21 protein-coding genes and 2 pseudogenes are annotated in these 24,803 nt (G+C 54.5%); 7 read left to right on the top strand and 16 right to left on the bottom strand.

What is annotated here, in order from left to right:
* Window positions 1-79: 79 nt before the first annotated feature.
* From ACKI5T_RS11530 to cybB, 5 genes are all read right to left on the bottom strand, one after another.
* Entirely contained in the window at window positions 80-1,198 is a 1,119-nt protein-coding gene (locus tag ACKI5T_RS11530) for an S-(hydroxymethyl)glutathione dehydrogenase/class III alcohol dehydrogenase (RefSeq protein WP_012017351.1), read from the bottom strand.
* 29 nt (window positions 1,199-1,227) lie between these two features.
* On the bottom strand, window positions 1,228-1,503 hold the full coding sequence (locus ACKI5T_RS11525; protein WP_012017350.1) for a metal/formaldehyde-sensitive transcriptional repressor: 276 nt from the start codon (window positions 1,501-1,503) through the stop codon (window positions 1,228-1,230).
* 348 nt (window positions 1,504-1,851) lie between these two features.
* On the bottom strand, window positions 1,852-3,177 hold the full coding sequence (locus ACKI5T_RS11520) for an MFS transporter (RefSeq protein WP_235135557.1): 1,326 nt from the start codon (window positions 3,175-3,177) through the stop codon (window positions 1,852-1,854).
* Complete coding sequence (locus ACKI5T_RS11515) at window positions 3,174-4,175, bottom strand: NAD-dependent epimerase/dehydratase family protein (RefSeq protein WP_407437511.1); 1,002 nt, start codon at window positions 4,173-4,175, stop codon at window positions 3,174-3,176. Before ACKI5T_RS11515 ends, ACKI5T_RS11520 begins: the two co-directional genes overlap by 4 nt.
* A gap of 173 nt (window positions 4,176-4,348) precedes the next feature.
* Entirely contained in the window at window positions 4,349-4,879 is a 531-nt protein-coding gene (cybB, locus tag ACKI5T_RS11510; protein ID WP_407437509.1) for a cytochrome b561, read from the bottom strand.
* Between the two features lie 192 nt (window positions 4,880-5,071).
* Here cybB and gap point away from each other — a divergent pair, with 192 nt between their 5' ends.
* Window positions 5,072-6,073, top strand: a complete 1,002-nt coding sequence (gap, locus tag ACKI5T_RS11505; protein ID WP_407437507.1) for a type I glyceraldehyde-3-phosphate dehydrogenase — start codon at window positions 5,072-5,074, stop codon at window positions 6,071-6,073.
* A gap of 105 nt (window positions 6,074-6,178) precedes the next feature.
* Window positions 6,179-7,105, top strand: coding sequence for an alpha/beta hydrolase (locus ACKI5T_RS11500; protein WP_407437506.1), 927 nt, complete (start codon window positions 6,179-6,181; stop codon window positions 7,103-7,105).
* 108 nt (window positions 7,106-7,213) lie between these two features.
* Here the strand turns inward: ACKI5T_RS11500 and aldA are convergent, their stop codons facing one another.
* Window positions 7,214-8,653, bottom strand: coding sequence for an aldehyde dehydrogenase (aldA, locus tag ACKI5T_RS11495; RefSeq protein WP_407437505.1), 1,440 nt, complete (start codon window positions 8,651-8,653; stop codon window positions 7,214-7,216).
* A gap of 197 nt (window positions 8,654-8,850) precedes the next feature.
* Window positions 8,851-9,645 carry a YdcF family protein gene (locus ACKI5T_RS11490; protein WP_407437504.1) on the bottom strand — a complete coding sequence of 265 codons (795 nt, stop codon included), beginning with the start codon at window positions 9,643-9,645 and terminating at the stop codon, window positions 8,851-8,853.
* A gap of 211 nt (window positions 9,646-9,856) precedes the next feature.
* Between ACKI5T_RS11490 and ACKI5T_RS11485 the strand changes: the two genes are divergently transcribed.
* From ACKI5T_RS11485 to ACKI5T_RS11475, 3 genes are read left to right on the top strand one after another with little or no spacing between them, the layout of a single operon-like run.
* On the top strand, window positions 9,857-11,509 hold the full coding sequence (locus ACKI5T_RS11485; RefSeq protein ID WP_407437502.1) for an MFS transporter: 1,653 nt from the start codon (window positions 9,857-9,859) through the stop codon (window positions 11,507-11,509).
* Between the two features lie 45 nt (window positions 11,510-11,554).
* Window positions 11,555-12,637: an HlyD family secretion protein gene (locus ACKI5T_RS11480; protein WP_407437500.1), complete on the top strand. Its 1,083-nt coding sequence runs from the start codon at window positions 11,555-11,557 to the stop codon at window positions 12,635-12,637.
* Window positions 12,634-14,013: an efflux transporter outer membrane subunit gene (locus ACKI5T_RS11475; protein ID WP_407437499.1), complete on the top strand. Its 1,380-nt coding sequence runs from the start codon at window positions 12,634-12,636 to the stop codon at window positions 14,011-14,013. Before ACKI5T_RS11480 ends, ACKI5T_RS11475 begins: the two co-directional genes overlap by 4 nt.
* Before the next feature lie 362 nt (window positions 14,014-14,375).
* Here ACKI5T_RS11475 and hrpA read toward each other — a convergent pair whose 3' ends face one another.
* Window positions 14,376-18,278 carry an ATP-dependent RNA helicase HrpA gene (gene hrpA, locus ACKI5T_RS11470; protein WP_407437497.1) on the bottom strand — a complete coding sequence of 1,301 codons (3,903 nt, stop codon included), beginning with the start codon at window positions 18,276-18,278 and terminating at the stop codon, window positions 14,376-14,378.
* A gap of 203 nt (window positions 18,279-18,481) precedes the next feature.
* Between hrpA and azoR the strand changes: the two genes are divergently transcribed.
* Entirely contained in the window at window positions 18,482-19,087 is a 606-nt protein-coding gene (gene azoR / locus ACKI5T_RS11465; protein ID WP_407437495.1) for an FMN-dependent NADH-azoreductase, read from the top strand.
* 286 nt (window positions 19,088-19,373) lie between these two features.
* Window positions 19,374-20,480 carry a membrane-associated sensor domain-containing protein gene (locus ACKI5T_RS11460; RefSeq protein ID WP_407437493.1) on the top strand — a complete coding sequence of 369 codons (1,107 nt, stop codon included), beginning with the start codon at window positions 19,374-19,376 and terminating at the stop codon, window positions 20,478-20,480.
* A gap of 652 nt (window positions 20,481-21,132) precedes the next feature.
* Here ACKI5T_RS11460 and ACKI5T_RS11455 read toward each other — a convergent pair.
* The 8 genes and pseudogenes from ACKI5T_RS11455 to ACKI5T_RS11420 form a co-directional block, all read right to left on the bottom strand.
* Window positions 21,133-21,327, bottom strand: coding sequence for a hypothetical protein (locus ACKI5T_RS11455; RefSeq protein ID WP_407437491.1), 195 nt, complete (start codon window positions 21,325-21,327; stop codon window positions 21,133-21,135).
* Between the two features lie 163 nt (window positions 21,328-21,490).
* Window positions 21,491-21,598, bottom strand: a complete 108-nt coding sequence (locus tag ACKI5T_RS11450; protein WP_407437591.1) for a YjcQ family protein — start codon at window positions 21,596-21,598, stop codon at window positions 21,491-21,493.
* Between the two features lie 36 nt (window positions 21,599-21,634).
* A complete protein-coding gene (locus ACKI5T_RS11445; RefSeq protein ID WP_407437489.1) occupies window positions 21,635-21,787 on the bottom strand; it encodes a hypothetical protein in 153 nt (50 codons plus the stop codon).
* Between the two features lie 23 nt (window positions 21,788-21,810).
* Entirely contained in the window at window positions 21,811-22,263 is a 453-nt protein-coding gene (tssE, locus tag ACKI5T_RS11440; RefSeq protein WP_407437488.1) for a type VI secretion system baseplate subunit TssE, read from the bottom strand.
* Window positions 22,256-22,792 carry a type VI secretion system lipoprotein TssJ gene (gene tssJ / locus ACKI5T_RS11435; protein WP_407437486.1) on the bottom strand — a complete coding sequence of 179 codons (537 nt, stop codon included), beginning with the start codon at window positions 22,790-22,792 and terminating at the stop codon, window positions 22,256-22,258. Before tssJ ends, tssE begins: the two co-directional genes overlap by 8 nt.
* Window positions 22,793-22,820: 28 nt before the next feature.
* Window positions 22,821-23,138 (bottom strand): annotated as a pseudogene (locus tag ACKI5T_RS11430) (type VI secretion system baseplate subunit TssF); the annotation flags it as partial.
* 23 nt (window positions 23,139-23,161) lie between these two features.
* Window positions 23,162-23,893, bottom strand: a complete 732-nt coding sequence (locus ACKI5T_RS11425) for a hypothetical protein (protein ID WP_407437484.1) — start codon at window positions 23,891-23,893, stop codon at window positions 23,162-23,164.
* Window positions 23,894-24,131: 238 nt separating this feature from the next.
* Window positions 24,132-24,665 (bottom strand): annotated as a pseudogene (locus tag ACKI5T_RS11420) (type VI secretion IcmF C-terminal domain-containing protein); the annotation flags it as partial.
* Between the last annotated feature and the right edge of the window lie 138 nt (window positions 24,666-24,803).

The raw sequence follows: 24,803 nt of genomic DNA, 5'->3' as shown, positions 1-24,803 counted from the left end.
GGTTAAAAGCGCCAGGTGGGTCACACTTTAGAGAAGATTATTAAAGAAATGCCAGCGGCGGAAACCGCTGGCAAAATAATTAGTTGCTGCCGAAATGGATGACGGTGCGAATGGATTTCCCTTCATGCATCAGATCGAAGGCTTCGTTGATTTGATCAAGTGGTAAACGGTGCGTGATAAACGGGTCGAGATCAATTTTTCCGACCATGGCATCTTCAACCATACCCGGCAACTGAGTACGCCCTTTTACGCCGCCAAATGCGGAGCCACGCCATACGCGACCCGTTACCAGCTGGAATGGACGGGTTTTGATTTCCTGGCCTGCACCGGCCACGCCAATGATGATGCTTTCGCCCCATCCCTTGTGGCAGCACTCGAGTGCTGATCGCATGACATTCACGTTACCAATACATTCGAAGCTGAAATCGACACCCCCATCGGTCAGTTCAACAATCACATCCTGAACCGGCTTGTCGTAGTCTTTCGGGTTGATGAAATCAGTCGCGCCCATTTCACCGGCTAATTTGAATTTCTCCGGATTAGTATCCACCGCCAGAATGCGTCCGGCTTTCGCCTGTACCGCGCCCTGGATCACCGCCAGACCAATTCCCCCGAGACCAAACACGGCCACGGTATCGCCTTCTTTAACTTTCGCGGTGTTGTGAACCGCGCCAATACCGGTGGTGACGCCGCAGCCCAGCAGGCAGACTTTGTCCAGTGGTGCTTGTGGGTTAACTTTTGCCAGCGAGATTTCTGCGCACACGGTGTATTCGCTGAAGGTGCTGGTACCCATGTAGTGATAAATCGGCTCGCCGTTGTAAGAGAAACGCGTGGTGCCATCTGGCATCAAACCTTTACCCTGGGTGGCGCGAACGGCCTGGCACAGGTTAGTTTTGCCGGATTTACAGAACTTACACTCGCCACACTCCGCGGTGTACAGCGGAATCACGTGATCGCCAGGCTGCAGGCTGGTGACGCCCTCGCCCACTTCGACAACCACACCGCCGCCTTCATGGCCTAAGACGGCCGGGAAAACACCTTCTGGATCGTCGCCAGACAGCGTGAATGCATCGGTATGGCACACGCCGGTGTGGGTGATTTTAACCAGCACTTCGCCTTTTTTTGGCGGAGCGACGTCTATTTCGACGATCTTGAGCGGCTGGCCTGGGCCAAATGCGACGGCTGCACGTGATTTCATAGTGTCTTCCTTTCTGGGATGTCAGAGTTTTATTTTAGATAAGAGCGTAGCAAATGGCCGACTTCTGCCATGCGAACCGCACGCTGATCGACCGTTGTCTCACCGGTGACCAGCTCATCTTTGAGGTGAATTTCGACCATCTCGCCCATCAAACCGTTCGCTGCACCGCGTACGGCCGCAATTTGTTGCAGGATAGCAAGGCAAGGTTCGCCAGACTCCAGCGCACGTTCCAGGGCATCAACCTGCCCCCGGATGCGACGCACGCGAGTCAGAACACGTTTTTTGTCTTCGGGTGAATGCGGCATACGCCCTCCAGATACTGTAGGGGGGTATAGTAAAACAAATCAGCTCTGATTGAAATCATTAATACTGAAACCACGAACGACCAGAAAAACGCCCGATGCTAATGAATTTTCATGCTGTTTTGATGAGGGTTTGAATATGGATGAATGGGGACACTGTTGACTAAAATCCGGAGTCTGCCGACATCGGTCAGACCCCGTAAACACACCGCAAAATCACTTATATTCGCCATTTCCCTGGCAGACCGCGCCTTTAAATGCGTTTACTTCGCGTTGGTCATGGCGATATCCATCTTTGAGATAGTACAGACTCATCAACATCATGCTGTTCAATCCCGACTGATTATCTACTTAACGACGAAGCGGCTGCCCTGCCGTTTCTTTCGCACGTAGTACCGTCAGGAATGTAATCAGCGCCGCACCCATCACGTAGTATGCCGGAGAGAACGGATTACCCGTCGACGTGATGAGATACGCCGAGAACCATGGCGTGATGCCGCCAAAGAATGCCACAGCGACATTGTACGCAATCGCCATTCCGCCATAGCGAATGCTGGTCGGGAACAGCTCTGCCATCGCCGCGCTGCATGCGCCATCAAAGGCGGCAATAAACGCTCCCAGAAGCAACATCGCCAGTATCGCAGACAGCATATCGCCGCGCGCCATCACCATCATGGCGGGATAAGTGAACAAGATAAAACCCGCGCAGCCCGCCAGCATCAACGGTTTACGCCCAAATTTATCCGACAGATACCCCATAAACGGCACCATCACCGCAATCGAGAACAGCCCAACGGTGGTGATAGCGTACGAGTCGAGTTTTGAATAATGCAGTTCGGTGGATAAATAGCTCGGCATAAAAGTCTGCAACGTCCAGTGCCCGACGGCCTTGATCACCACAAAACCGACGCAAAATAGCAGCGCGCCCCAGGCGGTCGTAACGGCGGTTCGGAGTGGTGAGGCTTCGGTTTTGCCACTTTTCACCATCTCAAGAAATTCAGGCGTGTCTTCGAGGTGTTTTCGCAGATACAGCCCGACCAGCCCCAGCGGTCCGGCAATCAGGAACGGAATGCGCCAGCCCCAGTCGCTCATCGTCGCTTCACCCAGCGTAGCGGTCAGCAGAAACACCAGGCCGGAACCCGCGACAAAAGCCATAAATCCGAAGTTATCGATCCAGCAGGTGAAATACCCGCGTCGAGCAGTTGGCGCATATTCAGCCAGGAACGTCGTCGCACCAGAGCTTTCACCACCCGCCGCAAAACCCTGAATCAGACGGGTGATCACCAGCAGGACCGTAGCGGCGATGCCAATTTGTGAAAACGTCGGCAGCAGCCCCATGACGAACGTCGCGCCTGAGGTCAGCAGGATCACCGTCGCCAGCACCTTCTGACGACCGATTCGGTCACCCAGCGATCCGAAATACAACCCGCCGAGCGGACGCATAATGAAACCGGCACCAAAGACGGCAAAGGAAGACAGTAACGCAACCGCCGGGCTTTCGGCCTGGAAGAACTGTACACCGATAATCGCCGCCAGCGTTCCGTAGAGACCAAAATCAAACCACTCGACAAAGTGGCCGATTCCGGTCGCCAGCAAAACTTTACGTAATTTTCGCACGACTGGGATCTCGCGGTCAGAAGTCACATTATCGAGTGATTGCTGCGCTGAATTGTTCATACACTCCCCTTTGTATTATGTCTGTTAACCGTGAGTCGTGCGGCTTGCGCGATCATGTCGGGAAAGGTGAAACGAGGCTGGTAGCCCAGTTCGCGCTTAATTTTTTGGTTACTGGTTTTGAATCGCACGGCTTTGCCTGGCATCGTGACATCAATCAGCGGCAATCCGATTGCCTGCGCCATCACCGGCAGCATATCTTCAAATGCGACTGGCTCATCAGTGCCAAGATTATAAATACCGTTCGCCGCACGCGGATGCGACATCGCCAGAATGACACCTTCCGCCGTATCGCGCACATCAGCAATATGCATCTGGTATGGCAGATTATCGTCTTCGCCGTACTGGACAATCATGGCCGGGCCCCTCTGCCGATCGCGCACTGTTTGCAGTTTGTCGGCCACGACATCATTGCCAAACGAACGCATCTGGCGAATTTTACCGTCCAGGAAAAAGCGCGGTCCCGAAAAGAAGCTGTCAGGATCAAGCAGTTCATCAATGGATTGCGTGTGTGGAAAACGCAAAATCACCGTTTCCAGCCCCTGCTGCTGATAAAACAGTACGAGATCTTCCGCCAGCTTTTTGGTGAGGCCATAGAACGAAACCGGGTTGCGCGGATGGTCTTCCGTCACGGGCTGAAATTGCGCGCGCACTTCTGGATACACTTCGCCACTGCTGGCGAAAACAAAGCGCTTTACGCCTGCCCCCCGGGCGGCATCCAACAGCCATTGGGTAGCGGTAACATTGGCGTGGAACATCGCAGCATTGTCCTTTGGATGCCACGACATCATCGCGCCAATGTGCAGCAGAACATCTGCGCCCTTCACCGCATCGTTCATCATCTCTGCTTGCTCAAACGGGCATTGCACATGGTGATAATGCGCATGCTCTATTCTTGCGGGCGCAAGGTCAATTCCGGTTACCAGATGTCCCTCTACCAGCAACTGGACCGCAATCGTGTGACCAATTCGCCCGGCGGAACCTGTGAGTACAATTTTCATCGCCACCCCTTTAGTGTTTCTATTATAGATATACTCTTTATATCCATTGAGTGAATAACACACAGGAAACGATAGAAAAATGTGATACTGCGCGGTTTTACGCTGCCAAAAGGTATCGACGATCACAAAAAAACCCGCTGACAGGCAGCGGGTTCGAGGAGAGGAAGAAGCGATCAGGATCGTTTTTTCGGCATCATGCGCAGCAGCGTGTTGTCTTTCCAGTAATAGTGGTGCAGCAGGGCCGCAAAAGCATGCAAACCAATCACGAAATAGCCCAGATTTGCCAGCGTCTCGTGCCAGGATTTCATCGTATCCACCAGATCGAAATTGGCTTCCGCCGCGTGAGGCATCACCATTCCGAAAGCAAACCAGTCGTTGCCTCGGTTGTACATCATCACCAGGCCGATAATCGGTAGCGCAATAAACAGCAGGTAAACAATCAAATGCCCCAGATGCGACATGCCGGTGATCATGGCTTTAGGTTTTGGTTGAATCGGCGGCGCAGGGAACTTCAGGCGCACCAGCAGGCGAGCGACCATCAGCACCAGAATAGAGATCCCGCAAGAGACGTGAATCATGTTAATCAGCGGGCGCGCGCTGCGCGGGAAAAAGCCGCGAAATTCCATGGCGCAGTACGCCACGACAACCAAAAGAAACACCAGCCAGTGAATGCCAATTTGCAGGCCAGTATATTTAATACGCATATAAATTCCTGAAACGGTACAAAGAAAGAGTCAACATAGCGGCCTTTCCTTAAAAATTCATTAAGTTTTCTTTATGTGTTTTCAAAAACTTCGCCTGCGCATGAAGCATCTTCAATTGCCTCACGCGCTGACATGGACTAAGCCTGGATGAGTTCAAACTGTCGCATCGTTCAGTTCATACAGGAGTCAACCATGAGTAAAATTGGCATTAACGGATTCGGTCGCATCGGACGCTTGGTTTTACGTCGTTTGCTTGAAACTCAGGACAGCAATACCGTCGTCGCCATTAACGACCTCACGTCACCCAAAGTGCTGGCCTACCTGCTCAAACACGATTCTAACTATGGCCCTTTTCCCTGGAGCGTGGATTTCACCGAAGACTCGCTGATTGTCGATGGTCAGTCGATCGCGGTGTACGCCGAGAAAGAGGCCAAACACATTCCGTGGACATCGGCAGGCGTTGACGTCGTCGTCGAATGTACCGGTTTCTACACCTCGGAGGAAAAATCAAAAGCACATCTGGACGCCGGCGCGAAGAAAGTGCTGATTTCAGCGCCAGCGGGTGACATGAAAACGATCGTCTTTAACGTGAATGACGACACGATTAACGCCAGCGACACCATCATTTCTGTCGCGTCCTGCACCACTAACTGCCTGGCGCCCATGGCAAAAGCGCTGCAGGACAGTTTTGGCATTAAGGTCGGCACCATGACCACCATTCACGCCTATACCGGTACGCAGGCGCTGGTGGATGGCCCTCGGGGCAAAGATCTTCGCGCCTCGCGAGCGGCGGCTGAAAATATCATTCCGCATACCACGGGCGCGGCAAAAGCCATTGGGCTGGTCATTCCGGCACTCGTCGGCAAGCTAAAAGGCCATGCTCAGCGCGTACCCGTGAAAACCGGTTCCGTCACCGAGCTGGTGACGATTCTTGAGAAAAAAGTGAGCGTGGATGAGATTCATAACGCGTTTAAAAAGGCGACGGAGAATAACGAATCCTTTGGCTATACCGACGAAGAGATTGTGTCGTCAGATGTGATTGGCACACATTTTGGTTCGATATTCGATGCCACCCAGACCGAAGTCACGGAGGCGGGTGACGTGCAGCTGGTGAAAACCGTTGCCTGGTACGACAACGAATACGGGTTTGTTACGCAGCTGGTTCGCACGCTCGATAAGTTCGCCGCACTGTAATTCGCACAGCGGGCAGCCTGGCTGTCCGCTGGTTGTGAATCCCTTCCGGTTTTCAATTAGTTAACTGTGCTATAACCTTCGGTTTCCAGTTAAGGGAGTGTTTCGATGGAAACTCTGAGCCGTGCCGCGTTAGAAAAAATGATGGCTCACGCCGTCGCCCACTCAGCAACGTTTACCGTCTGGCCTCATGGTGAAGCGCCTGGCGCCGCCAGTAGCGACGCGGTTTTCACACCCGAACCGCGCTACACCGGCACGTCTGATTATGACCGTTCCGTCACCGGTATTCGCGCCCCTGAAATCACCGTCTATGCCCCCGATAAGCCCAACGGCGTCGGCATTCTGGTCACTCCCGGCGGGTCCTATCGTCGTGTCGTGCTTGATAAAGAAGGCAGCGCGCTGGCCCCCTTCTTCAATGCTCGCGGTTACACCTTGTTTGTAATGACCTATCGCATGCCTGGCGACGGGCACCAGGAAGGCGCTGACGCCCCACTGGCCGACGTCCAGCGCGCGGTGCGCATTGTCCGTGCAAATGCGCAGGAGTGGAAACTCGATCCTGAGCGTATCGGCGTACTGGGATTTTCCACAGGTGGTCACGTGGCCGCCAGCCTTGGCACACGGTTTAACGAGCGGGTTTATCAGCCCATCGATGCCGCCGATGAACTGAGCGCGCGCCCGGCGTTTATGGCGCTGGTCTATCCGGTCATCACCATGCACGCCGATATCGATCATCCGGGCTCGCGTCATGAGCTGATTGGCGACAACCCAACACCCGTGCAAATCCACCGCTATTCGCTGGAGGACAGAGCGGAAAAAGACACCCCGCCGACATTCCTGCTCCATGCTATCGACGATCCAGCGGTTAAAGTCGAAAACAGTCTGGAGATGTTCACCACCCTGCGGCGTCTGGATGTGCCCGTTGAAATGCACCTGTTTGAACGCGGAAAGCACGGATTCGGCATCCGCGATGCACAAGGTCTGCCAGCCGCCATATGGCCAGAACTGATGATGAACTGGATCGCCACCAAAGTATGATTTTCTTGCCGGAAGCCCGGGTCGCCAGGGCGGCGTTGACTTAGCCGCCCAGGCACGTTCACCGTTTCAGTGGTACAGAGCAGCAGCCCCCAGAAACTGAGGCTCAACTCACGACTGCAAATACACCACCTGCGTTTGCAAATACTCATTCAAACCGTGTTTACCGTCCGCGCCACCGATCCCTGATTTACGCCACCCCGCATGGAACCCCTGCATCGCTTCGAAGTTCTCACGGTTGATGTATGTCTCACCGAATTTCAGCCCTTTGATCGCTTTCATCGCCACGTTCAGATTCTGCGTATAAATCGATGATGTCAGACCATATTCGCTGTCGTTAGCCATGGTCAGCGCGTCGTCAAGCGTATCAAATGCCACCACCGGCAGCACGGGACCGAAGGTTTCTTCGTGCATAATGGTCATCTCCTGACGCACATCCAGCAGCAGCGTCGGCGGATAGTAATAGCCTTTGCCTTCAACAGCCTGACCGCCCAACACGACTTTTGCCCCTTCCTGCACCGCAAGCGCCACTTTCTGCTCGACACGTTCAAGCGCCGCCGCGTTGATCAGCGGCCCCATCGCGATATCATTACGTTCCGCCGGATTGCCAAACTGCACCGCTTTCATCGCCTCACCGAGACGATTCACAAACCGATCGTAAATGCCTTTTTGCACATACACGCGTTCCGCGCAGTTACACACCTGTCCGGTATTGATGACGCGAGAATCAACAATCGCTTTGACCGCCAGATCCAGATCGGCATCGTCCATCACGATAGCCGGTGCTTTACCGCCCAGCTCAAGGCATACTTTGGTGATATTTTTCGACGCGGCGGCCATGATTTTTTCACCCGCTGTCACGCTGCCGGTCATGCTGACCATGGCGACTTTCGGGTTCCCCGCCAGCGCCTGGCCGACAGTTTCACCGCGCCCCAGCACCAGGTTAAACACGCCCTTTGGCAGGCCAATGTCATCCACAATTTTGGCAAAGGCGATGGCGTTATTGGGCGTAAATTCGCTCGGTTTGATAACGATGGTATTGCCGGTCAGCAGCGCGGGTGCGAGCTTACGGGCAATCAGGAAGAACGGGAAGTTCCACGGCAGAATGCCGGTCGTCACGCCCAGCGCGCGTTTAAACACCAGAATATTTTCGCCGGGGCGATCGCTTTGCAGGATTTCGCCCTCGTAACGACGCGCCCATTCCGCCATGTAATCGATGTAGTCCGCGGTGAAATTCACTTCCACCTCGGCCAGTTGTTGAATTTTGCCGCCCTCGGCAACGATCAGCGCGCTGATTTCGCTGGCCCGTTCGCGGATCCCAGTTGAAATTTTGCGTAACCAGTTTGCGCGTTCAATGGCCGGGAGCGCTTCCCAGGCGGGCTGAGCACGATCGGCCGCGTCGATCGCCTTGCGGGCGTCGTCGGCGCGACCATCGGGAATACGGGAAATGACCTCTTCGGTCGCCGGATTGATCACGTCAATCCAGGCTTCACCTTGCCAGGCAACAAACTGTCCATCGATATACATAGGATGTTGTACGGGTACTGTCATGACCTGCTCCTGTAATTGCACTGTTTTTAACAAGTAAATTTATTGTTAAAAACTACAAGTAAGAGCCGACATTCCTATTCTATCGCGCTGTTTTTGTGAGATATCTCATAAAAGAAACGGGTCAGCAGACTAAAAAAGTTACAACCCGACAACATAAAGTGCCCGTTTGCGTGAAAGGGTGCGCAAACGGGCAACTTTCACAGCAGCGAGCGGCTCACCAGCGCATCGGTCAGGGTGATATCGTGGCGTAAAATCTGCCATGCGGACTGCACGTCGGCAGGAATCTCCACATGGGCGATAAAATCGCGGCCCATCGGTCCATAGCCGTCAACGTCGTCCCGCAGGCGCGGCAACTCACCGAGCACCAGCGATAAATACCGCTCTATCGGCCACAGTCCGTCGCCTCCCTCGCAAAACACCAGGCCGTCTTCGCTATTTTGCAGACGCGGGATGACCCCCGGATGGCTCACCCACTGCGGCGAAAAAGAGTCATCGCGAGAGACACGCGCAAACGTCGCCATAGTGCGCCGCTGCATGGTGGGATCTTGCACCACCAGCACCCGTTCAGGCAGGGGCGGATGTTGCTGTAGAATGTCGCGGCTAAAGCGCGCGTTTTCGCCACAGTTGGTCGACTGGTCTTCGACCTGCAGACGTTCATCCGGAATGTTCCAGAACTGACGGGCGATATCCGCCAGAATCGCGGCTTCTGCACGTCCGGTGGTCGGTACGGTGTTGTAGCGCGGGTGACGCGCCGTTGCAGCATAGAGAAAGGTTGTCGAGTGGCCGATGCCTCCGCTGATCAACAGCGGAACGCCCTGCTCTGACGCCACACGGCAAGCGGCATCAATGCTCGGGATCACCGCATTCCCCGCCAGAATAACGCTATCAACGGATTCTCCCGGCTGATAATCATCCTGCGCGAGCCATTCACCAACCGTATTAATCGCCGCCAGCGTCGGCTCGGGCAAGCACGGAAAAAGTGTCATCGTCATCTCTACCTCCTTGCATTTCTTTCCGTCAGGGTAACGCGTGCATGATGTCAGAACAGAGGATCTCTCCGAAAGCCACCTGCGCCATCCCTTCTAAATGCTGTAAACATATTTGATTTAAAGACATTATTCATATTCACTTGAATTATGATTTGCGTCAGACGTAGAATCATTAGCCCACTAATTATTAGAACTTTGTAAAGGTAATCCGGTTATGCGCCTGCCCCAACGCGATCCTTATGCTCCTCGCGAGTGGCAGCCTCACGAAAAACCCGCCCTGCTGGGTTCGCCCTCTACGCCGCTGCATAGTACACCTAAACGTTTCGCCTACGGCATCGTGGGTTTGCTGGTCTGCCTGACGGGCGCGCTGGGTAACGCCATGGTGGCCGCTAATCTGCAAAATTTACAGGGCACCTTTGCCGTCTGGTCGACGGAAATCGCCTGGCTTCCTGCCGTTTACGTCATGACCAACGTGTCAATCAACCTGCTGCTGGTCAAATTCCGCCAGCAGTACGGGCTGCGGGCGTTTACCGAAGGTTTTCTGGTGCTGTATGTGTTGGTGACGTTTTTCCACCTGTTCGTCAACGATCTCAGTTCAGCGCTGATGGTTCGCGCCGCACACGGCATGGTGGCGGCCGCGCTGAGCTCGCTGGGCATTTACTATCAGATTCAGGCGTGGCCCGCGAAGCATCGCCTTAAAGCGTTGACCATTGGCATTACGGGTTCGTCGCTCGCGATCCCGATTGCGCGCCTGTTTTCGACTGAACTGTTGCAGCTCGACGAATGGCGCGGGCTGTACTTATTTGAACTGGGTCTGGCGCTGGTGTCGCTTGCCTGCGTGATTGCGCTAAAACTGCCGCCAGGCGATCGGCGTAAAGTGTTTGAGAAAAAAGATTTCATCACTTTCTTTTTGCTGGCACCAGGAATGGCGCTGCTGTGCGCCGTGCTGTCGCTCGGACGGTTGGAATGGTGGTTTGAAGCGCCGTGGATCGGCTGGTCGCTGGCGTTGTCGCTGGTGTTAATTGTGTCAGCCATCGTCTTTGAACATAACCGCAACAACCCCCTGCTCAATACTCGCTGGCTCTCCAGCGGCAGTATTTTGCGTCTGGGGCTGATCATGCTGCTGATCCGCATCGTGCTGGCGGAGCAAAATACTGGCGTCATCGGCTGGCTGCAATATGTCGGCTTGCAGAACGAACAAATGACGCATCTGGCGTGGTCAATTTTTGCCGGTATTGCCTGCGGAATTGTCGCCAGTTGCCTGACCATCAAGCCGACAAAACTCGCCTGGCCGATCGTCACGTCGTTGGCGCTGATGATTGTCGCCTCGCTGCTGGATAGCCAGTCCAACAACCTCACCCGCCCGGATCAACTGATGCTGAGTCAGTTTTTGCTCGGCTTTGGGAGTGCGTTTTTCCTTGCCCCGGCGATGCTGGCAGGCATCGGTGGCGTCATTGCCGATCCGCGCAATCTGGTCAGTTTTTCGGTGCTTTTTGGCATGAGCCAGAACATTGGCGGGCTGTTGGGTTCCGCTATTCTTGGCACCTTTCAGACCTGGCGCGAAAAATACCACTCCAGCATGTTGGCCGATCAGCTCTCTACGCTGAATCCGCTGGTGAACGAGCGGCTGCAGATTTACACCCAACTGTACAAAAGCCTGATTGGCGACAGTGCGCTGCTGAACACGCAGGCCGTGACGCAGCTGCAAACCGTCACCACGCTTGAGGCAAACATTCTTGCTTACAACGATACTTACCTGCTGACGGCGGGTATCGCCACCGCCACGCTGGTATGGATTTTGTGGCGTTTGCTGCGCCTGCGACTCACTGCGCGACTGGCGCTGAAAAAGTCGACCGGCACCCAATAAGGAAAGAACCATTATCATGTTTACCGCGTTACCACAGGAGAAGTTATGAGTCAGCAGGATGCCGCTAACGTACAGGCCAATACCCGCAATAATTTGCGTGTGGTGTCCATTTTTACCGCGGCGGCGATCGGCATCGTCGGTGTTTTGGTGATTCTGTATGCGTGGCAACTGCCGCCATTCACCCGTCACACGCAATTTACGGATAACGCCTACGTGCGCGGTCAGACCACGTTTATCAGCCCGCAGGTCAACGGGTATATCACGGAAGTTAACGTGCAGGACTTTGTGCAGGTCAAGAAAGGCGATCTGCTGCTGCAAATCGACGACCGGATCTATCGCCAGCGCGTTCATCAGGCCGAGGCGCAGTTGGCGATGAAAATTGCCGCGCTCAATAATAATCTCCAGCAGCGTAAAAGCGCAGAAGCGGTGATTGTGCGTAACGATGCGGCGCTGAAAAATGCCCGCGCGCAAAACCTGAAAACGCAGGCCGATCTCAAGCGGGTGAAAGATTTAACAGCGGACGGATCCCTGTCCATTCGCGAACGTGATGCCGCTCTGGCAAGTGCCGCGCAAGGCAGTGCGGATATCGATCAGGCGAAAGCCACGCTCGAGATGTCACGTCAGGATTTGCAAACCGTGATTGTGAATCGCGGCGCGCTGGAGGCCGACGTCGAAAGCGCCAAAGCGGCGCTGGAACTGGCACAAATCGATTTGCAAAATACCCGCATCATCGCCCCGCGCGACGGCCAGCTTGGACAAATTGCGGTGCGTCTGGGCGCATATGTGACCGCAGGAACGCATCTCACTACGCTGGTGCCGCCGCAGCACTGGGTGATCGCCAATATCAAAGAGACACAACTGGCTGACCTGCGCGTGGGACAGCCGGTGACATTCACCGTCGATGCGTTAAACGGCAAAGCCTATCAAGGCCGTGTGGAGAGTATTTCGCCAGCCACCGGCGTGGAGTTCAGCGCCATTACACCGGACAACGCCACGGGTAACTTTGTCAAAATCGCCCAGCGTATTCCGGTGCGTATTGAAGTGCTCGGCAAACCCGAAGCGGCTGCGCTGTTGCGCCCTGGAATGTCGGTGCAGGTCAGTATCGATACGCGGGAGAAGAAGCAATGACTTTTCGCCCCGTTGCAGGTTTGGTAGTGGCGGCGCTGCTGGCTGGGTGTCAGTCTGCGGATATCGCCCCCGCGAAACCGACGCTGCAGATCCCAGCGCAGTGGCGCGAAACCAGCGGGCCTGCCAGCCCGGCGGAACAGCTTTGGTGGCGCAATTTTCACGATAATCATCTGAATCGTTACGTTAGCCAGGCGTTGCAGAATAATAGCGATGTGCTGATCGCCCGCGAGCGCGTGAACGAATACCAGTCGCGGGTTTATGCCGCTGACGGGAGCCTTTTCCCGTCGCTCGACGCGGGGTTCAGCGGGACGCGCGCCCGTTCACAGTCGGCCACAACGGGATTACCGGTTTACGGCTCGCTGTATAAAGGCAGTCTGACCGCCAGTTATGACGTGGATATCTGGGGCGTGAATCGCAGCACCTCGCGGGCAGCGCAGGCGTCGCTTGATGCGCAGAAAGCGGCTGCCGCTGCCGCCGATTTAACCATCGCCGCGTCGGTGGCCTCGGGGTACATCACGCTGTTATCACTGGATGAACAGTTGCGGGTCACGCAATCGACGCTGAAATCCCGCGAAGAAGCGTGGAAGCTGGCAAAACGCCAGTTCGAAACGGGCTACAGTTCGCGCCTGGAGTTGATGCAGTCTGACTCCGAACTGCGCTCCACGCGCGCGCAGATCCCGCAGGTGCAGCATCAAATTGCGCAGCAGGAAAATGCGCTCAGCATTCTGTTAGGGAATAACCCCGGAGCCATCGCCCGCAGCGAACGCTTTGAGACGCTCACGCCGCTGCAAATTCCGTCGCAACTGCCCTCTTCATTATTGAATCGCCGCCCGGATATCGTGCAAGCCGAACGCCAGCTTATCGCGACGGATGCCTCGCTTGCGGCCTCTCGCGCCAGTCTGTTGCCATCGATCAACCTGACGGCGAGCGGATCGATACAAGATCGCACACTGTCTGGCCTGCTGGATAATCCATTGCAGCTCTGGAGCGTCGGCGGAAGTATTCTTGCGCCGCTCCTCAACCGGCAAGCGCTGAATGCACAGGTGGATATTTCGCAGTCGCAACGCAATCAGGCGCTTTACAGTTATGAAAAAACCGTCCGCAATGCGTTTAAGGAAGTGAACGACAGCCTCGATGCCATTACGCGCTATCAGGAACAGCTGACAGAACTGCTGGCGCAGCAGGCTGTTTCACAGGAAACCCTGCGGATCGCGCAAAACCGTTATAACAACGGCTACTCGTCTTATCTGGATGTCCTGGATGCGCAGCGTACGCTGTACACGGTTCAAACCAACGTCGTGCAGGTAAAAAATAATCTGCTGCTGGCGCAGATTGATTTATATAAGGCGTTAGGAGGTGGGTGGCGCAGTGACTGAAAAGCCGCGCCCACTCTGCGAAGCGAAGGAATGCGTTGGTTGTAGCCCAGGCGTTGCAGCGACGCCCTTGTCCGGCTGTAAATCGGCGAAGCGTTTCCGACAGGCCGGGCAAGGCGCAGGACGCGCCGAGAGGGCGTGACCTGTATGGATGCAGGATCGCGCCCGGCACGAAAGCCTGAAGGAATAAGCTGAGCGTACCGCGAAGCGGCGATTTTCTTGCCGGAAGCCCGGGTCGCCAGGGTGGTGGCGAATGGGCTACCCTGGCACGTTCACAGGTTCAGGCATTTCAGAGAAGCAGCGAACATAACGTGAGCGTAAGAACAACCCGTGCCGCATGTTGCGCCGACATCCACAGAAAATGATCAGCCGCTAATTTGATCCATTGCCTGCAAAATACGCTTATCCGAAATCGGATACGGCGTACCGAGCTGTTGTGCGAAGAGGCTGACGCGCAGCTCTTCGATCATCCAGCGGATCGCCTGCACGTCTTCATCGTCGCGGCGCGCAGGCGGCAGCTTGTTCAGCCACTGCTGCCAGGCCTGCTGCACGCTTTCGACCTTCAGCATTTGTACGCGATCGCGATGGGGATCCACGGCCAGCTTCTCGAGGCGTTTTTCAATTGCGTTCAGATAACGCAGCGTATCGCCGAGGCGTTTAAACCCGTTGCCGGTCACAAAGCCGCGATATACCAGGCCGCTCATCTGCGCTTTCACATCTGACAATCCCAGCGCCATCGTCATATCGACGCGCCCTTTCAGGCGTTTGTTGATATTGAATACCGCCGTCAGGATCTGCTCGACCTGTTTCGCAATGGTCACCACGGTGTCATTCAACTCCGCTCGCACTTTTTCGTGCAGCGTCGCAAAGCCCTCTTCCGTCCAGACCGGACCGCCCGCCTCGTCGATCAGCTTATCCACACCGCACGAGATGCAGTCGTCAATCAAGTCCAGCACTTTGCCGTAAGGGTTAAAGTACAGCCCGAGTTTGGCTTTGTTTGGCAGTTTTTCGTGCAGGTATTTGATCGGCGACGGAATATTCAGCAGCAGTAAACGACGCAAACCGCGCCACATCGCCTGCTGTTGTTCCAGCGGATTATCAAAGAGCTTGATCGCCACGCTGTCGCGTTCGTCCACCAGCGCAGGCCACGCTTTCACTTTATAGTTGCCGCGTTTTTGCTCGTAATGATCCGGCAGATTGCCAAAGCTCCAGATGTGCAGGCCGCTCTGTTCGATACCGTCGTCCGCCACCGCAGACAGTGTCTCCTGGACTTTGCCTTTCAGCGCGTCTTTCAGTTCCGTCAGCGAACGGCCTTCGTTCAGCTTTTTGTTCTTGTCATCCACCACCCGGAAGGTGATTTTCAGATGGTCTGGGACCTGATCCCAGTGCCAGGATTCGCGATCGATCGTCACCCCGGTCATGCGGCGCAACTCGCGCTCGAGCGCATCCAGCAGCGGCATTTCCAGCGGCGTGACGCGGCCTAAAAACGCCTCGGCGTAGTTTGGCGCGGGAACAAAATTACGGCGCACCGGTTTTGGCAGGGATTTGATCAGCGCAATCACCAGCTCACGACGCAGGCCGGGAATTTGCCACTCAAATCCACTCTCTTCAACCTGATTCAGCAACGGCAGCGGAATATGCACCGTTACGCCATCCGCATCTGCGCCCGGCTCAAACTGATACGTCAGACGCAGCTTGAGATTGCCCTGATGCCAGAAGTTCGGATAGTCCAGCTTGCTGACGTTTTCCGCGCCCTCTTTAATCAGCATGCTCTTTTCAAAATTGAGCAAGTCTGGCGTCTCTTTACTGGCGTTTTTCCACCAGCTGTCGAAGTGACGGCCCGACACCACATCATGGCTGATGCGCTGATCGTAGAATTCGAATAACGCTTCGTCGTCTACCAGGATGTCGCGACGACGCGATTTATGCTCCAGCTCTTCGACTTCGGCGCGCAGCTTCAGGTTGTCGCGGAAAAACGCGTGACGCGTTTGCCAGTCGCCTTCGACCAGCGCATGGCGAATAAACAGCTCGCGAGACAGCGCGGGGTCAATCTGGCTGTAATTTACCTTGCGTGCGGCAACGACCGGCAGGCCGTAAACGGTGACCTTTTCGGTCGCCATCACCGCGCCCTGCGCTCGCTCCCAGTGCGGTTCACTGTACGAGCGTTTCAGCAGGTGCTGCGCCACGGGCTCAACCCATTCTGGATCGATCCGCGCGGCTATGCGCCCCCACAGACGGCTGGTTTCAACCAGCTCCGCGACGATGGTCCATTTCGGCGGTTTCTTGAATAAACCGGAACCGGGGAAGATCGCGAAACGGGCGTTGCGTGCGCCGGTAAATTCCTGTTTATCGACATCTTTCATGCCGATATGCGACAACAGCCCCGTCAGCAAGGCGACGTGAATTTCACGGTATTCAGCCGGTTCGCTGTTGACCGGAATCCCCAGCTCTTTAACCACCTGACGCAGCTGGGTGTAGATATCCTGCCACTCGCGCACGCGCAGATAGTTCAGATATTCGGTCCGGCACAGACGACGAAACGCATTAGACGTCAGCGCTTTTTGCTGCTCGCCGAGATAATTCCACAGATTCACAAACGCGAGGAAATCCGACTCTTTGTCGTGGAAACGACGGTGCATCTCATCGGAAGCCTGCTTTTTATCCATCGGACGCTCGCGCGGATCCTGAATAGAGAGCGCGGAGGTGATAATCATCGCCTCGCGCACGCAGCCGTGTTTTTGCGCCTCCAGCACCATACGCGCCAGACGCGGATCGACCGGCAACTGGCTTAACTGACGGCCCTGCGGGGTCAGCTTGTAGGCGGTGGCCTGCTCGTCAGTGGTGATCGCGCCCAGCTCTTCCAGCAGGCGCACCCCGTCCTGAATATTGCGTTTATCCGGCGCTTCAACAAACGGGAACGCGGCGATATCGCCCAGCCCCAGCGCGGTCATCTGCAAAATAACCGACGCCAGGTTGGTACGCAGAATTTCCGGATCGGTAAATTCCGGACGCGACAGGAAATCGTCTTCGGAATACAACCGAATACAGATACCTTCGGAGACGCGTCCGCAGCGGCCTTTACGCTGGTTAGCCGAGGCTTGCGAAACCGGCTCAATCGGCAGGCGCTGCACTTTGGTGCGGAAACTGTAGCGACTGATACGCGCCGTACCCGGATCAATCACATATTTGATGCCCGGCACGGTGAGCGAGGTTTCCGCCACGTTGGTCGCGAGGACGATGCGACGACCATGATGCGACTGGAACACGCGGTTTTGCTCGCTGTTCGACAGACGTGCGTAGAGTGGCAAAATCTCGGTATGGCGCAGATCACGCTTGCTGAGCGCATCAGCGGTATCGCGAATTTCGCGTTCGCCGCTCATGAAAATGAGAATATCACCCGGGCTTTCGCGCCCCAGTTCATCCACCGCATCGAAAATAGCCTGCAGCTGATCGCGTTCGGTGTCGTCTGCGTCTTCAACAATCGGGCGATAGCGCACTTCAACCGGATAAGTCCGGCCTGAAACTTCGATAATCGGCGCATTGTTGAAGTGGCGCGAGAAGCGTTGCGGATCGATTGTCGCCGACGTAATGATGATTTTCAGATCCGGCCGACGCGGTAACAGTTCGCGCAAATAGCCCAGTAAAAAATCGATGTTCAGACTGCGCTCGTGCGCTTCATCGATAATGATCGTGTCGTATTGCATCAGCAGGCGATCCTGCTGGATTTCGGCCAGCAGAATACCGTCGGTCATTAGCTTGACCAGGGTGTTATCGCTAACGTGATCGCTGAAGCGCACTTTATAACCGATGCAGCCGCCCGGCTCGGTTTGCAACTCTTCGGCGATACGATTCGCCACGGTTCGCGCGGCCAGACGACGCGGCTGGGTGTGGCCAATCAAGCCCTTCACACCGCGCCCTAACTCCATGCAGATTTTCGGCAACTGCGTGGTTTTACCTGAACCGGTTTCCCCTGCCACGATCACCACCTGGTGGTCGCGAACGGCTTCAAGAATTTCCTGTTTTTTCTGACTGACGGGCAAATTTTCCGGATAGGTGATATCCGGACGCGCCGCTTCGCGCAGCACGACTTTCCCTGCAGCCTGTTCAATCTCTTTCGCCATCTCCTGATAAATGGCCTGTTGTGCATCAGGATTTTTAACCTTCTTCACCCCATGCAGGCGACGCGCAAAGCGCTGTTTGTCGCGCAACATCAGCGTTTCCAGCTGTTGCATAAGCATCGGGAAGGTGATTTTTTGTTGTTCTGTCATAGCGTTAAGGGGCAGTACTCTGCCGGGTCAAATCTCTTTTTAATGATTGCTATAGAGTACCACATCAGGGCATCTACCGCCTTATTCAAAAAAACTGAACACTGGGTTCGATATATTGCGCTATCCCTGCGACAGGATTGTGAATAAAGTGTCTGCAAGCAACGGGGCAATCCCCCCAATCAAATACAATTAAGGAATCACCCATGAGCAAAGTATTAGTTCTCAAATCCAGTATTCTGGCAGGGTACTCTCAGTCTGGTCAGCTGTCTGATTATTTCGTTGAGCAGTGGCGTCAGCAGCACAGCGCTGACGAAATCACCGTCCGCGATCTGGCTGCTCAGCCAATTCCTGTTCTGGATGGCGAACTGGTGGGTGCGCTGCGTCCAAGCGATGCGCCATTGACGCCACGTCAGCAAGAAGCGCTGTCTCTGTCTGACGAACTGATCGCTGAGCTGCAGGCTCACGACGTTATCGTGATCAATGCGCCGATGTACAACTTCAACATCCCAACGCAGCTGAAAAACTACTTCGACCTGGTGGCGCGTGCTGGTGTGACATTCCGCTACACAGAGAACGGTCCGGAAGGTCTGGTGAAAGGTAAACGCGCTATCGTGCTGTCCAGCCGTGGCGGTATTCACAAAGATACCCCAACTGACCTGGTTTCACCGTACCTGAGCCTGTTCCTGGGCTTCATCGGCATCACCGACGTGAACTTTGTGTTTGCTGAAGGGATTGCTTACGGTCCAGAAGTGGCGACCAAAGCACAGACCGATGCGAAAGCCGCCATCGACAGCCTGGTGGCTGCATAAGATTTTACCCTCTCACCGCCCGGTGGGAGGGTTTTTCATTTTCCTCATACACACGCTCAACGCTTCACGCTTTCCCTGCCTTCACTTCAATTGAATCGTATTCGACACGACCGTCCCGTCTACGCTGGCAAAATCACGCTTACACATTGACCCTCGTTATAATGCTGCCAGACTCATATGAGTTTCCAATGACCCTGCGTCAACCAATCAGTGACACTGTAACGCAGCAATCTGAATATGTATCCGTTTATGACGGTCCTGACCCTTTTCAGCAGCGATAAAATGAATGGAAAAAAGACATCATCCACGACCTGAGTTAACGTCCTGGCCGACTCGCGAGGCCATGGTGGCGCGCGGGCTGGCGATGAACATGCCCTGGCTGGCCTTCGTGAACGTCAGCTTTGCGCTGGTGATTTGGCTGCGCAACAGTCTGTTCGACAACATCGACGCCTTTTACCAGGTGTCGTCGCACGCCAGTTTGCTGATCAACAGCGCGATGCTCGGCATCATTGGCCTTTCGGCGATGCTGGTTTTGATGGCCTTACGCCATTATCGGGGGATCGGCGCAGCGCTGCTGATGCTGAGCGCAATCTGGTCCGTGTGCTGTTTCTGGTTCATCGTTTACTGGAAGCTGCCGCACGCCTGGCCGCTGTACGTTATTCTGATCCTCACCGCGATGACCGCCCTGTATTATCATTTGAGTGGCCTGCTCAGCTACGTGCTACCGCTGTGGCTGGCGCTTCCCGTGGCAAGCATCATGCTTAATCACGGGGTGAATATTCGCTTCGCCACCCTCTGGCTGGTGTTTACGCTGATTATTATCTTCGGGCGAATTCTTTTATTGCGTTGGTTTGACGAGGCCTGGGAGCGTAATCAGCAGAATCAGATGCTGATCGCGCGCCTGGACGCGCTCGCGCATCAGGATGCGTTGACCGAAACGGCCAATCGCCGCGCGATGGAAGGCGTCCTGGAAAACGCGGTCAGCCAGCAGAAATCCTTTTCGCTGATTATGCTCGACGTCGATTATTTCAAACTCTACAACGATACCTACGGGCACCAGGCAGGAGACGAATGTCTGGCTCGCGTGGCGCAGGCGCTGAAACAGTCGGTACGCACACCTGATGATGTGGTATCGCGCTATGGCGGTGAGGAATTTGTGGTGATCCTGTTCGATTGTTCCACAGAGATGGCGGAACAGGTGGCGGCGCGAATTCAGGATACGTTGCGCGCCTTCTCGATTGCGCATAGCGCTTCAAAAGTGGGTGAGTGCGTGACGGTGAGCATGGGTATTGCCGGAATGACGCCAGGTTTGAGCGTGAGCCAGTTAATTGCTCAGGCAGATGCCGCACTGTATCGCGCCAAAGAGGCTGGACGTGACCGCTGGGCCATTTGAACGCGTCGTCTGATGCCCTCACCCCAACTGGCCTGCGCACAGCGGGAATGGATAAAGCAAAAGCGGATGAACTGCCTTAACAAGGTGGTAGCCCCATAAGCCGAGAAAACCACTCTGGATATAACGAAAATCAACAAGGCTGCCAGTGCAACTCAGAAAGCAATGGGGATCGACAGGCCAAATGGCAAAGCGTTCAGGATCATTAAGTAGCCAGATTAACAGAGACTTTAATCAACGCCACGATTTTTATATGAATTATTAAAATTATTCCTGACTGCAGAAAGATGCGGAGTGAGCGCACAGTTATTTGTGCAACCCACTCAATCTTCTGTGGTAATTTACTTCTGGCTTTTTCGAACAATGTTGAAAAGGATTTTATTTTGTCAATTTGAACACCCTTGAATGCGCTGAGAATCGTATTATGGGCATCGAGGGAAAGAAAAAATAAACCGATATTATTTGCGAGTAATATTTTCATTCAGGCCAGGCAATCAATCGTCCTGAAAAAAATCTCTTCCGTCAGTGCATTATTACGTTGCAGAGGTTCAGATACCCGGCGAATAAGCCAGCCTCCGTCCGGAGCAAGACTCAATAACGAGACATCGACCTGCCAGGCACCGCCTTCCCTCGACTGTCGCTCCAGCGCCACCCGCTAAGGATAAATCCCCTGTGTCATGCGCAGCGCATCCAGCATCACACCCTGCAGGGCGAGCACCGCGGCGGCAACTTCACCCGGACGAATCGGCATCGGGTATACCGGGTCGGCACCGGTAATACTGACCTGAGCATCCGGGGTATGTGTTAAATTCAGCTCATGGCGGAGCCGGTTAAAAAGAGATAATGTCATTTACACGGAATTCTGAATAAATTTCAGGGAAGAATCAGCTAATAAGGTGTCGAAGCACAACGGCCCCGAGCGCTTTAATAACATCGAATGTTAGCTCGATGCCTTTATTTCTGGCGGTCGTCTTAATCGACTCCCATACAGGTGAAGAGCGCATAGTATCGAGTCAATCATGACCTTTCATGGTTAATACCGGGTGGCTGATATCCCAGGATATTCGCCCATCCACATCACGAACAATACTGACACCTTTGATATAGCCATTATCTGACAGTCATTTCAGGTTCCCAAAAAAGTGGGATTCAAATTGTCAATATGCCTGCCCGCGCTGGTTTATTTCCTCATGAGTAAAATGGAATACATCAACCAGGGGATTTGGCTTCACAGGATGTCCTTCTAGTAAATCGAGATCCTCTTCGATGGAGATCAATTGCTGGCGCAGTAAATGCCACTCTCGTTTCATCAGATAACCTCTTTCCATCCCCCTCAAAGAGAAAGTCTTGTGTCCAGGTACTGCTGCTGTTTTAAATGCCGGACCAGGATTTTCCCTTCCGGCATAAAGTCGGTGCCGTAACGCACCAGCCCGATACCTTTCAGTTCGGCATCAATGGCATAACGCAGCTCGCCCGGGACGTTCTGCTCCAGCAGCACCACATCGATTTTCTTAAGCCGCGGTTCGTACTTCAGCAGGACAGACGATAAGGTTCCCATCAGCTCATGGGCCGTTCCGGGCATACCTTGCAGGATTTTGGTCATATCCGGCAGCCCATAGTCCGGCAGGTGCGCCAGCGTACCGGCACGGCAGTTAAGGATGCGCTGCATGTTGTCGAGTACGGACAGAATAACCTGGTTCTGCTCGCTGACCTGATGCAGGTCGAGGCCGCCGCTAAAGTTGCCGTAAAGCGTTTCATACAGTGAGGGGCGGGGTGAATCACTCATCTTTCAGCGCCTTCAGAGTCAATCTGTTGTTACCAGCCTCAATCACCCGGGCGTTGTCCGGATCAAGATCATCACGGCTCAACACCACCCGCCAGGTATTGTTCACCTGATCCGGCGACATAAACATGCCAGCCACTGCCACATACTGTGTATTTTCATCCATGGGCATATCAACCATCACCGCCCCACCCGGCTGCAGGCGGATATCTTTCTCCGCCAGCAGGTCTGCCTTGATGGCCTGGCTATCGGCTTTAAACAGTGACGGATAGTCCGTGGTGTCGAACGTTTTGCGGTCCTTAAGCTGATAGATGCGCACCACCGTGGACAGCGGCACGCCGCCAGCGTTGCTGTTAACGGCCTCACGGGCACGAATATCCAGATGCAGGGTCTTTATCTGCTTATAAAAAATCGATTTGGTCACGGCGACGGTGCCGTCCGTGACGCTCTGGGTCAGCCCACAGCCTGCAAGCATCAGTGTGATGCCCGCGGCCAGTGCCACCAGGGGGAATTTACCAGCGGTACTCGCCATGTTCATCGGTCTCCCTGCGGTGAAAATTTTCCTGTATCTTCACCGCCTGAAGCGCAGGCGTGAATGCCACCACCGAAAGTGACGGAATGGTACGCAGGTAGTGTGGCCAGAGCATACTGACCAGCCCTTCGGTCAGTTCCGGCAGGTCGTCGTCAATCTTCTCGCGCAGCCGCCCCATCGAAAAAGCAAAGCCTTCTAACAGGCGCTCGACATAGGGATCGGGTGTGCCGGCCTTATCCAGGTCGAGCATCGCAGCGCGATCGGGATGGGTCTGGGCAAATTCTTTGGCGGCTTCACGGAGGTAGCGCATTTCCGCATCGTAATAACGCAGGGCTAAATCTTCCATGTGTATTTCCGTAGCAATCAGCTTCAGTGAGGTCCCATCATCAAACGCAGAAACGTAAGAGATATCGGGAAGAAAACAATATCAGCAGTGAGTGCCAATGGGGTTACAACAATATTTGTCGCCAGATTTACGGGATGAAAATCGGTTCCAGACTCCAGCGAATAAAACTGAACACTGTACGTCCTCCCTAAATATTCAGTCTTATCGAAAGTATAATTAAGGCTCGATTTAGGGATAATCACTCCAGAGAGTGACATCCTCCTGATATATCGAACACCATTACTCTGGAATCCTGCATGCCGAATAGTGTTTAACTCTTCTGCTGAAAGCGCACCGGGAGATTTATTGACTTCGACAGACAATGCATCACTGAACTGAAGTACGCTATCGCTGCCTGATGGCTTGCTTATGCGAAGCTTAAGGGTATTCTCCTCCCGACCTGATATCAGCGGAATTTGAGTTGCAAGATTATTCAGTGACAGTAGCTCATTAGCCCCCTGCGTCAGAATGTATATATTTTTTTCACCAATAAAAGCGACACCTTCAGGAGGAACGTTCACAGCCGTTTTTTTATTTCCCTGAACAGCAGAAACAGCAAGGTTTTTATACTGGAAGACACCCGTCACCTCATCCTGAATCTGAATTTTCATCTCAGTCTTTGGCTCAGCGACTTTATTTACACCCCATAACAGCGCTGTACAGCCTGAAAGCAGGAGCATCACCCCAACACAAGCAAGTATTCTAAAATGTTTCATTTTTTATTACTCTTAATTATTAACTCATTTCCAAGATATGGATCATTGCCATCCGCAAACGGCGTACCGTCACTGAACGCCAGCGTCTCCTGGCTGGATTTCGTCAGAGCTTCTGCAAATCCAGCCACAGGTGACTGGCATCGCGGGAAAAGGTGCTGTCTGCCGTTTCCCGCATTTCAGCCCAGTTCTGTTACCTGCTCTGTCTGACAGGCACTGAGTAAGGCATTGAGCGTGCTCATCAGTAGACCTCCTCTGCATCACTGGCCGCGCTGGCGGCCGGGTCTGACGGTGCGACACCTGTGGTACTGAAGATGGTCTCCGGCAGGCGGAAATTACGCAGCTTCAGCAGTGCCAGCGGCCCCTCTCCCGCTTCGGTACGCAGGGTGTAATTGAGCGTGCGACCGTCCTGTGCCTTCCAGCTCAGACTGTAGCTGCTGCCCACGCCCGGATAAGCCTTGACCGCAGCCTTATCGAGCAGGCGTATCCAGCCCCAGGCCCCCGGAATATCAGCGTATTGCCGGGTGCCAGCCTGGGTGCTGACCCAGCTCAGGTTCGCCCCCGGGGCTTCCGTATCTGCAGGCCAGGTGAACCGCTTCCACGCCGGCAGCTGGTTCACATAGGTCAGCTTCTGGCTGTCAATAATCATGTCAGTCTGCATAACCCCATCGGCGGTGCCCGGACGCAGTTCGAAATTCATCCCGGCGTTGCCTTCGGTGAAAGCGACGTCCGAGATATGACTCAGGGTGTTGATGGCATTGAGGAATGCCGGGTTCCCGGACGAGGGTCTCGCCTGCAGATACAGCCGTTTCATTCAGTACAGACATGAGCATTTTCCTTAATTTTTTCCGTCAGTCTTTCGGGGCCAGGGCGGCAATTTCACTGCGCAGTTCACTGCTGAGGGCCGGGTCGC

It is taken from the genome of Lelliottia sp. (assembly GCF_045627565.1).
GTDB lineage: Bacteria > Pseudomonadota > Gammaproteobacteria > Enterobacterales > Enterobacteriaceae > Enterobacter.
The sequence above is the reverse complement of the archived record's forward strand: the minus strand, read 5'-3'. Positions and strand labels throughout refer to the sequence as shown.

What these genes read in the sequence shown, in the direction of transcription:
- ACKI5T_RS11490 (WP_407437504.1), bottom strand. Translation starts at nt 9,645, where the DNA reads ATGACGATGACACTTTTTCCGTGCTTGCCCGAGCCGACGCTGGCGGCG.
- tssE (WP_407437488.1), bottom strand. Translation starts at nt 22,263, where the DNA reads ATGAGTGATTCACCCCGCCCCTCACTGTATGAAACGCTTTACGGCAAC.
- azoR (WP_407437495.1), top strand. Translation starts at nt 18,482, where the DNA reads ATGAGCAAAGTATTAGTTCTCAAATCCAGTATTCTGGCAGGGTACTCT.
- ACKI5T_RS11485 (WP_407437502.1), top strand. Translation starts at nt 9,857, where the DNA reads ATGCGCCTGCCCCAACGCGATCCTTATGCTCCTCGCGAGTGGCAGCCT.
- hrpA (WP_407437497.1), bottom strand. Translation starts at nt 18,278, where the DNA reads ATGACAGAACAACAAAAAATCACCTTCCCGATGCTTATGCAACAGCTG.
- cybB (WP_407437509.1), bottom strand. Translation starts at nt 4,879, where the DNA reads ATGCGTATTAAATATACTGGCCTGCAAATTGGCATTCACTGGCTGGTG.
- ACKI5T_RS11460 (WP_407437493.1), top strand. Translation starts at nt 19,374, where the DNA reads ATGGAAAAAAGACATCATCCACGACCTGAGTTAACGTCCTGGCCGACT.
- aldA (WP_407437505.1), bottom strand. Translation starts at nt 8,653, where the DNA reads ATGACAGTACCCGTACAACATCCTATGTATATCGATGGACAGTTTGTT.
- tssJ (WP_407437486.1), bottom strand. Translation starts at nt 22,792, where the DNA reads ATGGCGAGTACCGCTGGTAAATTCCCCCTGGTGGCACTGGCCGCGGGC.
- ACKI5T_RS11445 (WP_407437489.1), bottom strand. Translation starts at nt 21,787, where the DNA reads ATGAAACGAGAGTGGCATTTACTGCGCCAGCAATTGATCTCCATCGAA.
- ACKI5T_RS11500 (WP_407437506.1), top strand. Translation starts at nt 6,179, where the DNA reads ATGGAAACTCTGAGCCGTGCCGCGTTAGAAAAAATGATGGCTCACGCC.
- ACKI5T_RS11425 (WP_407437484.1), bottom strand. Translation starts at nt 23,893, where the DNA reads ATGAAACATTTTAGAATACTTGCTTGTGTTGGGGTGATGCTCCTGCTT.
- ACKI5T_RS11515 (WP_407437511.1), bottom strand. Translation starts at nt 4,175, where the DNA reads ATGAAAATTGTACTCACAGGTTCCGCCGGGCGAATTGGTCACACGATT.
- gap (WP_407437507.1), top strand. Translation starts at nt 5,072, where the DNA reads ATGAGTAAAATTGGCATTAACGGATTCGGTCGCATCGGACGCTTGGTT.
- ACKI5T_RS11525 (WP_012017350.1), bottom strand. Translation starts at nt 1,503, where the DNA reads ATGCCGCATTCACCCGAAGACAAAAAACGTGTTCTGACTCGCGTGCGT.
- ACKI5T_RS11475 (WP_407437499.1), top strand. Translation starts at nt 12,634, where the DNA reads ATGACTTTTCGCCCCGTTGCAGGTTTGGTAGTGGCGGCGCTGCTGGCT.
- ACKI5T_RS11455 (WP_407437491.1), bottom strand. Translation starts at nt 21,327, where the DNA reads ATGACATTATCTCTTTTTAACCGGCTCCGCCATGAGCTGAATTTAACA.
- ACKI5T_RS11480 (WP_407437500.1), top strand. Translation starts at nt 11,555, where the DNA reads ATGAGTCAGCAGGATGCCGCTAACGTACAGGCCAATACCCGCAATAAT.
- ACKI5T_RS11520 (WP_235135557.1), bottom strand. Translation starts at nt 3,177, where the DNA reads ATGAACAATTCAGCGCAGCAATCACTCGATAATGTGACTTCTGACCGC.
- ACKI5T_RS11530 (WP_012017351.1), bottom strand. Translation starts at nt 1,198, where the DNA reads ATGAAATCACGTGCAGCCGTCGCATTTGGCCCAGGCCAGCCGCTCAAG.